Genomic DNA, 15,131 nt, shown 5'->3' with positions numbered 1-15,131 from the left:
TGCGTTTCATCAACATTTAATGAGGGACACATTAAAAACAGCCGATCATGGCCATTAGAGGCCAGCGGTCAGGCTTCGGGATGTCCGATCCGCTTGCGTGGACGTCCTGCCTGTGCCTTCGTCACACGCCGCTCTGTCTGGGATTGCAGCGCTGCAGCGAATTCCGCATCGCCGAGCGCCCATCCAGACAGCGTCGCATCGGTGATGCGATGGCGATCCTGTTCGGACAGCCCGGCCTGCACCAGGGCGCCGTAGGCAGCCTCGCGCGCGAACGGTGTGTTGCCCAGGGCCCAGTAGAGCGCGTGCGGCGTCACCAGACGGTCGGGCCGCAGGCCCAGCGCGTGCGCGTGGCTGGACCAGGGGTACTCCGCAGGCTCGGCCACCAGGCCGGCGCGCACCGGGTTCAGGTCGATATAGGCCATGCAGGCCAGCAGGTAGCGTGCGGGATCGAGCACGGTGGAGCGGTATCGCCCTTCCCACAGGGTTCCGGTGCGCCCGTGGCGCTGGTTGAAGGCACGCACGTAGCGGCGGCCCACGGCCTGCATCAACATCGGCAGGCCCTCGGCCGTGCGCGGCGTGGCCAGGAGATGGAAATGGTTGTCCATCAGCACGTAGGCATGCACTGCCACGTCGAAGGCCCGCGCCTGCTCGGCGAGCGACTCGAGCAGCAACTCCCGGTCCTGCCGGTCCACGAAGACCGCCTGCCGGTTGTTGCCCCGGTGGATCACGTGGTGCGGATAGCCCGGAAGAGTCAGGCGGGGAAGGCGGGCCATGGTCGGGCCTCTCCCGTCTCAGGCCTGTACGCCCTGCACAACCGCCCCGTCCTCGCCAGCGTTCACGCTGCCATCGCCCGCCAGGCCGAAGCGCGGACCGAGGTCCCGTTCCAGCCCGAACTCGGCGAGGATCGCACGCAGCCGCTCGGCCGCGCTGCGCTTGCGCTGGCCGGTGTGCCGGGCCACGATCAATTCGTTCTTCATGCTGTGCTCCCAGCCCACCAGTTCCGTCACCGTGACCTGGTAGCCGCTGGCTTCCAGGTACAGGCAGCGCAGCACGTTCGTCAGCTGGCTGCCCAGCTCGCGCGTGTGCAGCGGATGCCGCCACAGCTCCGCCAGCGGCGTGCGCGCCAGGGCCAGCGCCTTGTTCTGCCGCAGGCAGGAGGCCACTTCGGCCTGGCAGCAGGGCACCAGCACCATGGCGCGCGCCTGCTTGGCCAGCCCGAAGGCGATCGCGTCATCCGTCGCGGTATCGCAGGCATGCAGCGCCGTCACCACGTCGAAACGTGCGGGCAGGACATCGGCCTGCATGGAGTCGGCCACGCTCAGGGCGAGGAACGACATGCGTCCGAAGCCCAGGCGTTGCGCCAGCGCCTGCGACCGCTCCACCAGTTCGGCGCGTGTCTCGATGCCGTAGATGTGCCCGCGGCCCAGTTCGCGGAAGAACAGGTCGTAGAGGATGAAGCCGAGGTACGACTTGCCCGCGCCATGGTCCGCCAGCGTGGGTGCCTGCTCGTCCTGCGCAAATTCGCGCAGCAAGGGTTCGATGAACTGGAACAGGTGGTACACCTGCTTGAGCTTGCGGCGCGAATCCTGGTTGAGCCGGCCTTCGCGCGTCAGGATGTGCAGTTCCTTGAGCAGTTCCACGGACTGGCCGGGGCGCAGCTCCTGCAGCACCTGGGCGTCCGCGCCCGTACCTGCATCGCCGCGTGCCGCCGGGATCTTCGGCGCCTGCGCGGCCATCCGTGCGGTCTTCTTCATGCCCCGCTCCGGCCACCGCCATGCGCCACAGGACAGCGCGGCCCGACATCGAGCGCCGCCCAGCCATCGGCCCCCAGTTCCTCGAGCACCTCGATGTTGCGTTCGAAGATCGCCTCTGCCTCGGGGAAGGCCTCCACCGCCCGGTCGATGCTCTCTTCGCGCAGCAGGTGCAGCGTGGGGTACGGCGCCCGGTTGGTGGCGTTGCCCACGTCGTCCACCTCCGTGCCCGCGAACTGGAAGCGCGGATGGAACGATGCCACCTGCAGGATGCCGCCGAGGTCCATGGCTTCGACGAGGTCGTCGGCCAGGCCGAGGAAATCATTGAAATCGAGAAAATCCTCCATGCAGCGCGGTGCCATCAGCAGCGTGGTGTCGCGCTGCTCAGGTGATGCCTCGGCCAGGGCCTCCAGTTCGCGCTGCAGGTCTTCGATGAGCGCGCGTGCGTCCTCGGCCTCGCTCACCACGTAATGGATCTGGCCCTTGACGTGCACGGACTTGGCGAACGGACAGAGGTTCAGCCCGATGACCGCACGCTCCAGCCAGCGGACCATGTCGTCGATCACCGTCTGGTGCATGGAGGATGCGCTCGCGGCGGCGGAAGGCGGCACCGCGTCGGCGGAGGATTCGGTCATGGGGTCTTTCGGCAAGGCTGGCGCGTGTATCGGCAGGAGGGCGATTTTATCGGGCCCTTCCCGCCGCACCCCTGCACCGCCGCTGCGACGCTCAGGACAGCAGCCGGTGGCCCGTGAGCCGCTCGTGCTCGCGCACCGCGAAACGGTCCGTCATGCCGGCGATGAAGTCGGCGACGATGCGGGCATGGGGCATGCCGCCGGGATCGGAGGCCGCCTCCTGCGCCGCCACGGCGCGGTCGGCGAACCGGTGCTTCATTTCCGAAGGCCGCTCCGCATAGATGCCGAACAGGTCGCGCACCACCTGCTGGGCGTGGCCGGTGGTTTCCATCACCTGCGGATGGCGGTAGAGGTTCTGGAACAGGAAGCGCTTGAGCTCCAGGGACTGCGCGCGCATCGATGCACTGAAAGCCACCAGCGGCGGCATGCCGCGCACATCGTCCGCCGTGCGCGGCGCGGCCTGCGCCAGCGCGGCTTCTGTGGCGCCGATCACGTCGTACACCTGGGCACTCAGCATGCGGCGAATGGCCTCGTGCAAGAGCCGGCGCCGTGCCTGCGGCGCGGCCAGGTGCGGGTGTTCCCGCTCGGCATCGGCCCGGAACCGGTCGAACAGCGGCACATCGCGCAACTGGGCCAGCGTGATCAGGCCGGAACGGACGCCATCGTCGATGTCGTGGGCGTTGTAGGCGATCTCGTCGGCCAGGTTGCAGAGCTGCGCCTCCAGGCCGGGCTGCTCCCCGCGCAGGAACCGCGCCCCCACGCCGCCGGGCTCCGAGACCTCCAGCCGCTCGGCGTTGGCGCGCGAGCAGTGCTTGAGGATGCCTTCGCGCGTCTCGAAGGTCAGGTTCAGGCCATCGTAGTCCGGGTAGCGCTCTTCCAGCGCATCCACCACGCGCAGGCTCTGCAGGTTGTGCTCGAAACCGCCGTACGGGGCCATACAGGCATTCAGCGCGTCCTGCCCCGCGTGCCCGAAGGGCGTGTGCCCCAGGTCGTGCGCCAGCGAAATCGCCTCGACCAGGTCCTCGTTGATGCGCAATGACCGCGCGATGGAGCGCCCCAGTTGCGCGACTTCGAGCGAATGCGTAAGCCGGGTGCGGAACAGGTCGCCCTCGTGGTTCAGGAACACCTGGGTCTTGTACACCAGCCGGCGGAACGCGGTCGAATGCACGATGCGGTCGCGGTCACGCTGGTACTCGGTGCGCGTGGGGGCGGGAGCCTGCGGATGGCGGCGGCCACGCGTCCGGGCGGGGTCGCTGGCATAGGGCGCGAGCGGGCCGGCAACCTGATCCGCGGCGTCCTGCAAAGCGCTGGCGCCGGGCTGCCCGGCCGCGCCGGGGGAATGCATGTCCGCCATGGGACGCTCCCGCATGTTCAGTTCACGCGCAGCAGGCGTCGATGACCTCGCGCACCAGCGCATCGGGCGCCGGACGCACGGCGGCGCGGCCCGGTCCGTCGATGACGACGAAACGGATCTCGCCCCCTTCCGACTTCTTGTCCAGGCGCATGAGTTCCAGGTAGCGGCCGGCATTGTCGGCGGGATCGAGCACGGCGCCGCGCACGGGAAGGCCGGCACGCTCGACAAGGCGGCGCAGCCGCGCGGTGAATGCACCGTCCACGAGTCCCAGGCGGCGCGACAGCTCGGCGGCCATCACCATGCCCGCCCCCACGCCCTCTCCGTGCAGCCACACGCCATAGCCCATGCCCGCCTCGATCGCGTGCCCGAAGGTATGGCCGAAGTTCAGGATGGCGCGCAGGCCGGCTTCGCGCTCGTCCTGCCCCACCACCCAGGCCTTGATTTCGCAGCTGCGGCGCACGGCATGGGCCAGGGCCGCGTGGTCGCCCGCACGCAGGGCCTCGATGTGGTCCTCGAGCCAGGCCAGTAATTCCATGTCCGCGATCGGGCCGTACTTGATGACCTCGGCCAGGCCCGCGCTCAACTCCCGCGCCGGCAGCGTCGCCAGGGTGGCGAGGTCGCACACCACGAGCTGGGGCTGGTAGAACGCCCCGATCATGTTCTTGCCCAGGGGATGGTTGATGGCCGTCTTGCCACCCACCGAGGAATCCACCTGCGCGAGCAGGGTCGTCGGCACCTGCACGAAGGGCACGCCACGCATGTAGCTCGCGGCCGCAAAGCCGGTCATGTCGCCCACCACACCGCCGCCCAGCGCAAACAGCACGGTCTTGCGGTCGCAGCCGTGCGACAGCAGCGTATCGAAAATGCGGTTCAGCGTGGGCCAGTCCTTGTGCTCCTCGCCGTCCGGCAGCACGGCCAGGACGACCTCGGCATAGTGCGCGGACAGCGCTGCGCGCAGGGGTTCGGCGTAGAGCGGCGCGACAGTCTCGTTGGTCACGACCAGCGCACAGGCGGCCCTGGGCAGCGCGCCATAGGTCCGGGCATCGCCCAGCAGGCCCGCGCCGATATCGATGCCGTAGCTCCGGTCGCCCAGCGCGATCTCCACGCGGCCGGCATGCGCCTGCATCGCGGCCGGTGCCACGGACGGGGCCATGCGGCGCGGCGCGGTGGTGCCGGCAAGGGAGGACGGCAGGGGCCGGCCGGTATCTCGAACGGAAAATGCGTCGGCAGTCATGCCATGGAGTCTATCGACTTCCGCCCGGCTTCACGGGGATGGCAGATGGATGCCTGCCAACTCCAGCTGCATGGCGATGTGCTGGACCAGGGCGGCCACGTTCTTGCCACGCTCCGGCGAGATGACGAAATGGGCTGCCTCCCGGTAGAGCGGATCCCGCTCGCGCTGCAGTTCGCGGAGCCGGTCCAGGGGCGAATCCACCTGCAGCAGGGGCCGCGTCTGGTCGTGGCGGATGTGCCGGAAGATTTCCTCCGGCGAAGCGTTCAGGTAAACGACCGTGCCCCGCTCGCGCAGGCGCGCCCGGTTGCCGGGACGCACCACGACCCCGCCGCCCGTGGCCAGCACCTGCGGCCGAACCTCCGGGCCGGTCAGTTCGCGGATGACCTCCTCCTCCAGGTCGCGGAAGGCGGCTTCGCCTTCACGATCGAAAAAACCACGGATCGAGCCGCCGATGCGCTGCTCGATCACGTGGTCCGAATCGATGAAGGGCAGACCCAGCCGCCGGGCGAGATGCCGCCCGACGGTGGATTTACCCGAGCCTGGAAGGCCGATGAGGTGGATGCTCAGTTGGGGTCCGTGCAATTGTTGATGCTGCCGAAGGGACTGACCTGCGAGGCGGGAGGCACCTGCGCGTTCGTCATGTCCGAAGACGGCGCCCCTGTGAAGAAGCTGAAGAACGTGCTGGATTCCGTACCCGCGACGATGGCCCTGGCAGCCAGCTCGATCTGCAGCCAATTGGCATATTGCTGCCCAAAAGTCAGCGTGAACGTGGCGCTGCCGGTGGCATCCGTGGTCACGGAGGCCGGTGCGATGGCAGCCGGCAGCCCCGGGCTCAGGCGGCCATTGCCATCCCGGTCCTCGCCCGGATCGAGAATGCCGTTGCGGTTGGCGTCTTCATTGAAGCAGAAGGCCGGGGGATTGTCCCTGTAGGTCCAGACACTGTTGGTCTTGTCGAAGAGCAGAATGCCCTTGCCGTACAGCGGTGCCCAGTACGACAGCGCCACATTCTGGTTGGCCACCGGCGCACCGGTGGCATCCGTGACCTGCACGGAGAACGTATTGCGGTAAGTGGTCGTCAGCTTCTCGATCTGGTTGTTGGCCGCGATGGAGATGAAGAGCGCCTGGCTGCTCACCGTCAGGGACGACACGGCACTGATGTTGGTGTTGGCCACGTTGGCGCGGATCTGCACGCCGTTGGCAGCGGTCGAGGTGGCACCGGCCACGAACACATCGGTCGCCAGGCCGTTGGCATCCGTCACCGCCGTACCCGTCTTGATGGCACCGCCGCTCAGGTCCTGCACCACGGTGAAGAACACGGTCTTGCCCTTGACGGCATTGCCTGCGGCATCGCGCACGGTGGCGCGCAGCTGCACCTGGCTGGTGCTGCTGCCGGCCGGGTTGGGCGCCAGGGCTGCCGAAGAGGTCTGCAGCACCAGCGTCGCCGGCGTGGAAGCCACGAAGTTCAGCGGCAGGGTCGTGATGGCGTTGTCATCCACGCGCGCACTCACCGTGGCGACACCCACCGACGGAGACGTCACCTGCACCGTGGCCGAGCCCGTGGCATCGGTGACCGCCTGGGTGGGCGTCACGGTGCCGCGCGTCGTGCCGAACGACACGGTCTTGCCCGCCACGCCGGCATTGCCCGACAGGTAGCGCACCGTGACCGTGCTCGTGCTGTTGATCTCCACTTCCGTGTTGGCGGCAGGGGCCGTGAAGGCGAAATTCACGCTGCTGACGCTGATGGTGAGCGCCTGCGAGGCGCCTGCGCCCTGGATGGTCAGCGTGTCCGTGCCGCTGCGGGTGGCCGCATAGGCCAGGGTCAGCGAGCCGTTCGCGTCCGTGGTGGCGCTGCTGGCGGTGACGGCATTGCCCAGCGACGACGATGCGGTCACCGCGACGCCGGCAAGGGCGGCCCCGCCGCTGTCGCGCAGCGACACGGCGAAGTTGGTCGTCGCGCCCGTCAGCATGGACGTCGCGCCCGAAGCCGTCAGCGTGGTGCCCGAGACCGGGATGGTGGCCTTCTGGGTGATGGAGCCCGATGCCACCGTCACCACGATGTCGCGGTTGGAACGGTCCGTGCCGGCGGTGAGGATGGCCGTGGCGCGGCCATCCGTGCCGGTGGCAGCCGCCACGCTGGCCAGCGTGCCGCTGCTCGCGCTGAAGGTCACCGGCTTGGACGCGATGGCGTTGTTGGAGGCGTCCTTCAGCACGGCCGTGACCGTCACGCCCGTGGTGTCGGCGGATGCCAGCGTCGTCGCCGAGGTCAGGACCTCGATGGATGCCACGGTCGGCGTCGTGGTACCGCCGCTTCCGCCGCCGCTACCGCTGCTGCCGCCGCTCCCACCACCTCCTCCACACGCTGCGAGCGTGGCAGCCAGCGTTACCGCGATGGCTCTCATCAATGCTTTCATTCGTTCACCTTCGTTTGCTTTTAACGGACCGGACCTTTGTCCGAAATCACCTTCGGCGTGATGAACACCAGCATCTCGCGCTTGGTGGACTCACGGGTCCTGTTTTTGAAGAGGTTGCCGACGACCGGCACGTCTCCCAGCAGGGGGATCTTGTTTTCCTGGTTGGTTTCCTCCAACCGGAAGATCCCGCCGATCACCACGGTCCCGCCGTTCTCGACCAGAACCTGCGTCTTGACGTGGTTCGTGTCGATGGCGACGCCCTGCGTGGTCGTCTCTCCCTTGCTGTCCTTGTTCACATCCAGGTCGAGGATGATGTTGCCCTCGGGCGTGATCTGGGGCGTGACCTCCAGCTTCAGCACCGCCTTCTTGAAGGCGATGGTGGTCGCGCCGTTGGGTGCCGTCACCGAGTACGGGTATTCGGTACCCTGCTCGATGAGGGCCTTGGTCTGGTCCGCCGTGATGAGGCGCGGGCTCGACACCACCTTGCCCTGGCCGTCGGCTTCCATGGCGGACAGCTCCAGGGTCAGGAAGCGGTTCGCGGCGGAGTTGAAGAGTGTCAGTGCGAAGTTGCCGAAACTGGCACCCGAGGAGAGCGCGGCCGGCAGGTTCACGAAGGTGGAACCGGCGGCATCCGAACCCGTCGCCACCGTTCCGCCTCCGCCGCTCGATGCGACGGCGTTGTTGTAGCTGGTGCCGATCGCGAGGCGGTTGTTGCCGCCCACGCTGTAGCCGCCGTCTCCCCCGCGGTTGGCCCGCAGGTCGGCGCCGCCCAGGCGCACGCCCAGGGAACGGCCGAAGGTGTCGCGCGCCTCGACGATGCGCGCCTCGATCATCACCTGGCGCACGGCCACGTCCAGCGTGCTGAGCAACTGGCGCACCTCTTCCAGCTTGGCTGGCGTATCGGTGACGAAGAGCTGGTTGGTGCGGGGTTCGGCGATCGCGCTGCCGCGCTCGGACAGGAAGCGCGTGGACGTGCCGGTGCTGCCGGTGCTGTTGTTTGCCAGTTGGGCCACCATGTCGGCCGCCTTGGCGTAGTTGAGCTGGAAGGCCTGCGTGCGCAGCGGTTCGAGCTTCTGGATGGCCAGCGCCGCCTCATAGTCCTTCTTCGTGCGGGCGTCGATCTCGTCCTTCGGGGCGATCCACAGCACGGTGCCGGACTTGCGCATGCCCAGGCCCTTGGCATCCATGATGATCTGCAGCGCCTGGTCCCACGGGACATCCTTGAGCCGGAGCGTGAGGGCGCCGGTCACCGTGTCGGACGTGACGATGTTGAAATTGGTGAAGTCCGCGATCACCTGCAGCAGCGAGCGCACTTCGATGTTCTGGAAGTTGAGCGACAGCTTCTCGCCGCTGAACCCCGGGCCCTGGCTCAGCTTGTTCAGGTCGACCTTCTTCTGCCGGACCTCGACCACGAACTGGTTGTCGCTCTGGTAGGCGCTGTGCTCCCATTCCCCGATGGGCTCGATCGTCATGCGCACGCGCTCGCCCTGGGCGGTGGTGGTCACGGTGCGCACGGGCGTGCCGAAGTCCGTGACGTCCAGGCGCCTGCGCAGCCCCTCGGGCAGCGAGGACTTGAGGAATTCCACCACCAGGTTGTTGCCTTGCTTGCGCAGGTCCACGCCCACCTGGTTGTTGGCCAGGCCGACGATGACCCGGCCGGCGCCATCGGTGCCGCGGCGGAAGTCCACGTCGCGCAGCGGGAGCACGTCGGTGTTGCGGTTCTCGGCGAACACCGCAGGAGCGGCCGCACTGGCCACGGCCCCGCCGGACACCGGCTCCAGCGACACCATGAGGGCGGAACCCTGCACTTCCGCCTTGTAGGACGTCGGTTGCTTCAGGTTGAGGACCACCCGCGAACGGTCGCCTGCCTGGACGATGTTCACCGACTTCAGGTTGCCCTGGTTCACCTCGACCAGCGACTTGCCCGTACCGTTGGTGGTGTTGGGGAAGTCCAGCGCGATGCGGGCGGGCGCCTGGATCGCGAAGCCCGAAGGCACGGCGCCGAGCGGCTGCGACAGCTCGATGCGGACCATTTCCGTGCCACCCTGCATCACGCCCTTGACCGACTCGATCGCAGCCTGCGCATGGGCCCAGGTGCTGCAGAACGTGGCTGCGGCAGCCAGCAAGGCCGCCCGGCAGCGAAAACCAAACCATTTCGTTCGAATCATTTCTTCCCCTCTTGGAGATCCAGCGTCGCAGGACGCTCTATCCAGTCGCCCGTGGCGTCCTGGACTATTTCACGCAGCTGAATCGCCGTCTCGGTGATCCGGGTGATCTTTCCGTAGTTCTGCCCCAGGTAATTGCCCACGCGCACCTGGTAGATCAGGTTGTCCACCTTCAGGAGGGCCGTGGGAACACCGTTCTTGTTCAGGCTTCCGACCATGGCCATGGCATCCAGCGGATAGGCCTCCAGAGGCTCCTTGCGGCGGGCCATCTCGGGCGCTATCAGCGTCGCGTTGGAGGCCACCTGCGCGGAATCCCGGCGCAATGCCTGCGTCAGCTTGGCCTGGTTGAACGGATCGGCGGCTCCATCGACGACGTAGTTCTCGGGCTGGAACCGCTTGGGCTCGCTCAGGGGCGTGACGTGCGGGCGGGTCGTGGCGCGCAGTTGCGCCATCCACTCGCGCAGTTCGTCCTCGTTGGAGGAGCCGCAGCCCTGCAACGCCGCCACCGCGAACGCGGCCAGCGCATACGGAAGATGCCGCTTCATTTCTTTCCTCCGGCAGCCTTGCGCTGGGCCTGGATCTCGTCAGGGTCCAGGTAGCGGAACGTGCGCGCCGTGGCCTCCATGGACAGCGTGCCGGCCGGCGCGTCCTTCGCTGTCGCGGGCGACAGCGAAATGTTGTTCAGCGTGACGATGCGGGAAAGATTGGCGATGTCCGCCGCGAAGGCGCCGATGTCGTGGTACCTGCCCGTGACCCGGATGGCGATGGGCAGCTCCGCGTAATAGTCGCGCACCACCACCTGCCCCGGCCGGAACAGTTCGAACTGCAGGCTCCGTCCCAGGCCGGCCTGGTTGATGTCCGACAGCAGCGCGGCCATCTCGGCCTTGCTGGGCAGTTGCTTCTCCAGCTGGATCACGTACTGCTGCACCTGCTCGCGCTGTTTCTTCAGGGCATCCAGGCTCACCGCCTTGACGAGCTTGCGCTGGTAGTCCTCCCGCAGGCTGACCTCCTTCGCACGCTCGGCTTCGAGCTCGTCCTGGTATTCGTTGATCTTGAAGAACCACAGGAACGCAGCCACGGCCACGGCGATGAAGACGCACAGCAGCAGCCGGGGCAGGGGCGGCCAGAGGGAGGGGTCTTTCGGATCCAGGTTCCTGAATTGCCGCTGCAGGCTGTCCTGCAGCGCGCCGAAATCCACCGATGCCTTTTTTCTTGTCGCCATCCTCATCCCCCCGCCGCGCGCGGCGCGCTCGCGCCATCCATGGCCTTCTGCGCCTCGCTGGTCCGCATGAGCCGGAAACGCACGTTGAACGAAGCCACCCGGCGCTGGTCCCGGGGGCTCAGCGCCACGTTCGCCGCCACGATCTCCACCAGCTCGGGCTTGGAGAACCACGGCGTGTTGTCCGCCAGGTTGCGCAGCATTTCCGAGACCCGCTCGTTCGATTGCGCCATGCCCTGCATGGTGATGACCTGGTCCGCCTGCTTCAGGCTCGTGATGTAGACACCGTCAGGCAGTTGCCGCACCAGCTCCGAGAGCAGGTGGACGGGCAGGTTGCGGTCGGACTGGAGATCCTCCACCGCCTTCTGGCGCGCGCGCAGGGCGGCGATTTCCTCCTCGATGGTGGCGATTTCCTTGATCTGCCCCTCGAGGACCTGGATCTCGGACTGCAGGAAGGCATTGCGCCCCTGCTGCTCGCCGATCATCATCTGGAACCACCAATAGACGATGGCGGCAATCGCGAGGCCTGCCAGGAACGACGCGAACATCGCCACCTGGAAGGCTTCCTTGCGGCGCTTCCGGGCTGCCTCGCGGTGGGGCAGCAGGTTGATGAGAATCACTGGAGGAACCTCCGCATGGCGAGCCCGCACGAAGTCAGGTAGGAAGGCGCCTCGCGCACCATCTTCTTGAGACGGACGGAACTTCCGATCTCCATGCCCTCAAAGGGATTGATGGCAGTGCAGGCGCAGCCCGAGTGCTGCGTGACGGCTTCCGTCAGGCCGGGCAAAGGCGCGGAGCCGCCGGCCAGCATGATGTGATCCACCCGGTTGTAGGGCGTACTCGTGAAGAAGAACTGCAATGCACGGCCGATTTCCTGAGCCATGCTTTCCACGAACGGGCGGAGGACGGCCGAGGCATAGTCCTCCGGCAGGTCGCCGCTGCGTTTCTTGCTCTCCGCTTCCTCGGCGGAAAAACCGTATTGCCGCACGATGAGCTGGGTCAGCTGCGCGCCGCCGAAGGCCTGGTCCCTGTCGTAGAGGACCTCTTCATTGCGTATGACCTGCATGCTCGTCGTGAGCGCGCCCACCTCGAACAGCGCCACGAGCGCGTCCTTGCCCTGCTGTGGCAGGGCCTCGATGAGCCGTCCCGCGGCAAGCCGGGACGCGTGGGATTCGATATCGACGATGACCGGCTTCAGCCCGGCGGCCTCGGCCAGCCCCTGCCGGTCCTGCACCTTCTCGCGCCGCGAGGCTGCGATCAGCACGTCCACGTCGCCCGGCGCGTTCTTGTTGGGGCCGATGACGCAGAAATCGAGGCTCACCTCGTCGAGGGAGAACGGGATGTACTGGTTGGCTTCGGACTCGACCTGGACCTCGAGCTCCTGCTCCGTCATGCCGCCCGGCAGGGTGATGCGCTTGGTGATGACGGCCGAAGGCGGCAGCGCGAGCGCCACGTTGCGCGTGCGCGTGCCGCTCTTCTTCACCAGGCGGCGCAGGGCCTCGGCGACTTCGTCGAATTTTTCGATGTTGCCGTCGCTGATCCAGCCCCGCTCCAGGGGCTCGATCGCACAACGTTCCAGTACCAGCCCCCCTGCCTTGTCGCGCCCGAGCTCCACCAGCTTGACGCTGGAGGAGCTGATGTCGATGCCCAGCAGCGGCGCAGCCTGGCGACTGAACAAAGATCCCAAAGAGATCAAGATTGGCCCCCTGTAACTCGCCTTATTGACGCAACAAAACTTAACACTTCACATGAATGCTAGCAGTAAGGTTGCGGGGCGGCAAAGCGTTTCCCGCCGCCGAAGCCGCCGTTACGTTGTCAAAAGCAGACGGTTTTCGGCCTGTTGCAGTGCGTTAAATGCACGTGGCCGCAAGCACCGCCACGTCGGCCGCGGCAGGGGCGGCCCGCCCTGAAAAAAAGTTGATGCAACGCCCGATTTTTTATAATGCCCGGTTGATTTGCACTGGACAGATATGCCGCCTCCCCCGAACGACAAGACCGCTCGCGAGAGCGCTTCCGCCCGTCCCACGTGGCTCCGCTGGCTGCTCAGGAGCCTGGCCTGGCTCTTCGGGATCGCGGCCGCGGGCGCACTGGGCCTGGGCCTGCTGATCGCCGTCGCGCTGGCGGTGGCCTACCCCAACCTGCCGGACATCTCCGACCTGGCCGACTACCGACCCAAGCTGCCCTTGCGCGTCTATTCCGCCGAAGGGGCGCTGCTCGGTGAGTTCGGCGAAGAGCGCCGCAACCTCACGCCCATCCAGGACATCCCGAAAGTCATGACCAATGCGGTGCTGGCCATCGAGGACGCCCGCTTCTTCCAGCATGGCGGAGTCGACTACAAGGGCATGGTCCGCGCAGGCCTGGCCAACCTGGGCCGCGTGAAGAGCCAGGGCGCCTCCACCATCACCATGCAGGTGGCGCGCAATGTTTATCTCTCGTCAGAGAAAACAATCACACGCAAAATTTACGAAATATTACTAACATTCAAACTCGAGCATCTGCTGACCAAAAATCAGATTCTCGAGATTTACATGAACCAGATTTATCTGGGCAACAGGGCATACGGTTTCGCCGCGGCATCCGAAGCCTATTTCGGAAAACCGTTGAAATCCATCAGCATTGCCGAGGCGGCGATGCTGGCGGGCCTGCCCAAGGCGCCGTCCGCATACAACCCCATCAGCAATCCCAAGCGCGCCCGCGTGCGCCAGCTCTACATCATCGACCGCATGGTGGAGAACGGCTTCATCACGGCCGAGGAAGGTGCGGCCGCCAAGCAGGAAGACCTGAAGATCCGTCCCGGCGGCCCGGACAACACCCGCATCCATGCCGAATACGTGGCCGAGATGGCACGCCAGCTCATCTTTGCGCAATATGGCGCCGAGGCCTATACGCGCGGCCTGAATGTCTATACCACCCTCACGGCGGGCGACCAGGAATCCGCGTACCAGGCATTGCGCAAGGGCATCATGGACTACGAGCGCCGCCAGCATTACCGCGGGCCGGAGAAATTCGTCGCCCTGCCCACAGATGCCCAGGAGGCCGAGGACGTCATCGACGACACGCTCGCGAGCCATCCGGACAACGGAGACGTGCTGTCGGCCGTGGTGCTGGAGGCATCCCCGAAGAAGATCGTGGCGGCGCGCGCCAACGGCGAGCCCATCGAGATCACCGGCGACGGGCTCAAGCCCGCGCAGTCGGGGCTCAGTGACAAGGCACCTCCCAATATCCGCATCCGCCGCGGCGCGGTGATCCGCATCATCCAGACGCCGAAGAAGACCTGGGACATCACGCAGCTGCCCGAGGTGGAGGGCGCCTTCGTCGCCGTCGATCCCCGCAACGGCGCGATCAAGGCACTCGTGGGCGGCTTCGACTTCGACAAGAACAAGTTCAACCACGTCACCCAGGCGTGGCGCCAGCCGGGCTCCAGCTTCAAGCCCTTCATCTACTCGGCCGCGCTCGAGAAGGGCTTCACGCCCGCGACGGTGGTGAACGACGCCCCGCTGTTCTTCAGCGCCGGCACCACGGGCGGCCAGCCCTGGGAGCCGAAGAACTACGACGGCAAGTACGACGGCCCCATGACGCTGCGCACGGCGCTGGCCAAGTCCAAGAACGTCGTGTCCATCCGCATCCTCCAGGCCGTCGGCCCGAAGACCGCGCAGGACTGGATCACGCGCTTCGGTTTCGATGCAGACAAGCACCCCGCCTACCTGACGATGGCGCTGGGCGCCGGCTCCGTGACGCCCATGCAGATGGTGTCCGCTTACTCGGTGTTCGCCAACGGCGGCTACCGCGTGAACCCCTACCTCATCACCCGCGTGACCGACCACAAGGGCCGCATCCTGTCCAACTTCGAGCCGCCGGCGACCACCGACAACCCGCGCGCCATCGAGGCCCGCAACGCATTCGTGATGGATAGCCTGCTGCAGGAAGTGACGCGTTCGGGCACGGCCGCCCGCGCGCAGGCGACGCTCAAGCGCCCCGACATCTACGGCAAGACCGGTACGACCAACGATGCCATGGATGCGTGGTTCGCAGGCTTCCAGCCCACCATCGCGGCGGTCACCTGGATCGGCTACGACACCCCGCGCAACCTGGGCAGCCGGGAAACCGGCGGCGGCCTGAGCCTGCCCGTCTGGATCAGCTTCATGGAACGTGCACTGAAGGGAGTGCCCGTGGCCGAACCGACGGTGCCGCCGGGCGTGGTGAACGTCGGCGGCGAATGGTTCTACGAGGAATTCGCCCGCAATGCCGGCGTGGCGAGCGTGGGCATGGAAGACCATCCCGCCGCCGCGGTGCCGGGCGCGCCGCCGCAGGCACCGCCCCCGGCGGAAGAGCGCAACCGCATCCTGGACCTGTTCAGGAACTGAA

General features: G+C 66.8%; 13 protein-coding genes. 1 reads left to right on the top strand and 12 read right to left on the bottom strand.

All coding sequences use genetic code 11. The annotated features are described in order from the left end of the window. Positions 1-68: 68 nt before the first annotated feature. From ACAV_RS04775 to ACAV_RS04720, 12 genes are all read right to left on the bottom strand, one after another. The gene (locus ACAV_RS04775; protein WP_013593443.1) at positions 69-773 is read right to left on the bottom strand and encodes an REP-associated tyrosine transposase; all 705 of its coding nucleotides are present in this window, start codon (positions 771-773) and stop codon (positions 69-71) included. Between the two features lie 18 nt (positions 774-791). Continuing rightward, positions 792-1,754 (bottom strand): class I SAM-dependent methyltransferase, encoded by a 963-nt coding sequence (locus tag ACAV_RS04770; RefSeq protein WP_013593442.1) that lies wholly within the window; start codon positions 1,752-1,754, stop codon positions 792-794. Next, positions 1,751-2,329 (bottom strand): DUF1415 domain-containing protein, encoded by a 579-nt coding sequence (locus ACAV_RS04765; protein ID WP_167539401.1) that lies wholly within the window; start codon positions 2,327-2,329, stop codon positions 1,751-1,753. The genes ACAV_RS04770 and ACAV_RS04765 overlap by 4 nt, the downstream gene beginning before the upstream one ends. 148 nt (positions 2,330-2,477) lie before the next feature. Next, positions 2,478-3,737, bottom strand: a complete 1,260-nt coding sequence (locus ACAV_RS04760; protein WP_013593440.1) for a deoxyguanosinetriphosphate triphosphohydrolase — start codon at positions 3,735-3,737, stop codon at positions 2,478-2,480. A 22-nt stretch (positions 3,738-3,759) separates the two neighbouring features. Then, positions 3,760-4,890, bottom strand: a complete 1,131-nt coding sequence (gene aroB, locus ACAV_RS04755; RefSeq protein ID WP_174270292.1) for a 3-dehydroquinate synthase — start codon at positions 4,888-4,890, stop codon at positions 3,760-3,762. A 111-nt stretch (positions 4,891-5,001) separates the two neighbouring features. Next, positions 5,002-5,553, bottom strand: a complete 552-nt coding sequence (locus ACAV_RS04750; RefSeq protein WP_013593438.1) for a shikimate kinase — start codon at positions 5,551-5,553, stop codon at positions 5,002-5,004. After that, complete coding sequence (locus ACAV_RS04745) at positions 5,535-7,256, bottom strand: Ig-like domain-containing protein (protein WP_157768730.1); 1,722 nt, start codon at positions 7,254-7,256, stop codon at positions 5,535-5,537. Before ACAV_RS04745 ends, ACAV_RS04750 begins: the two co-directional genes overlap by 19 nt. Positions 7,257-7,402: 146 nt before the next feature. Beyond that, positions 7,403-9,550, bottom strand: a complete 2,148-nt coding sequence (locus ACAV_RS04740) for a type IV pilus secretin PilQ (protein ID WP_013593436.1) — start codon at positions 9,548-9,550, stop codon at positions 7,403-7,405. After that, positions 9,547-10,092 carry a pilus assembly protein PilP gene (locus ACAV_RS04735; protein WP_013593435.1) on the bottom strand — a complete coding sequence of 182 codons (546 nt, stop codon included), beginning with the start codon at positions 10,090-10,092 and terminating at the stop codon, positions 9,547-9,549. Before ACAV_RS04735 ends, ACAV_RS04740 begins: the two co-directional genes overlap by 4 nt. After that, a complete protein-coding gene (locus ACAV_RS04730; RefSeq protein ID WP_174270267.1) occupies positions 10,089-10,769 on the bottom strand; it encodes a type IV pilus inner membrane component PilO in 681 nt (226 codons plus the stop codon). The genes ACAV_RS04735 and ACAV_RS04730 overlap by 4 nt, the downstream gene beginning before the upstream one ends. Before the next feature lie 2 nt (positions 10,770-10,771). Beyond that, the gene (locus ACAV_RS04725; RefSeq protein ID WP_013593433.1) at positions 10,772-11,386 is read right to left on the bottom strand and encodes a PilN domain-containing protein; all 615 of its coding nucleotides are present in this window, start codon (positions 11,384-11,386) and stop codon (positions 10,772-10,774) included. Continuing rightward, positions 11,383-12,462, bottom strand: coding sequence for a pilus assembly protein PilM (locus ACAV_RS04720; RefSeq protein WP_013593432.1), 1,080 nt, complete (start codon positions 12,460-12,462; stop codon positions 11,383-11,385). Before ACAV_RS04720 ends, ACAV_RS04725 begins: the two co-directional genes overlap by 4 nt. A 274-nt stretch (positions 12,463-12,736) precedes the next feature. Between ACAV_RS04720 and ACAV_RS04715 the strand changes: the two genes are divergently transcribed. Next, positions 12,737-15,130 carry a penicillin-binding protein 1A gene (locus tag ACAV_RS04715; protein WP_013593431.1) on the top strand — a complete coding sequence of 798 codons (2,394 nt, stop codon included), beginning with the start codon at positions 12,737-12,739 and terminating at the stop codon, positions 15,128-15,130. Position 15,131: the final 1 nt, after the last annotated feature.

Source organism: Paracidovorax avenae ATCC 19860, assembly GCF_000176855.2.
Classification (GTDB): domain Bacteria; phylum Pseudomonadota; class Gammaproteobacteria; order Burkholderiales; family Burkholderiaceae_C; genus Paracidovorax; species Paracidovorax avenae.
This window is presented reverse-complemented; position numbering and strand designations above follow the sequence as displayed.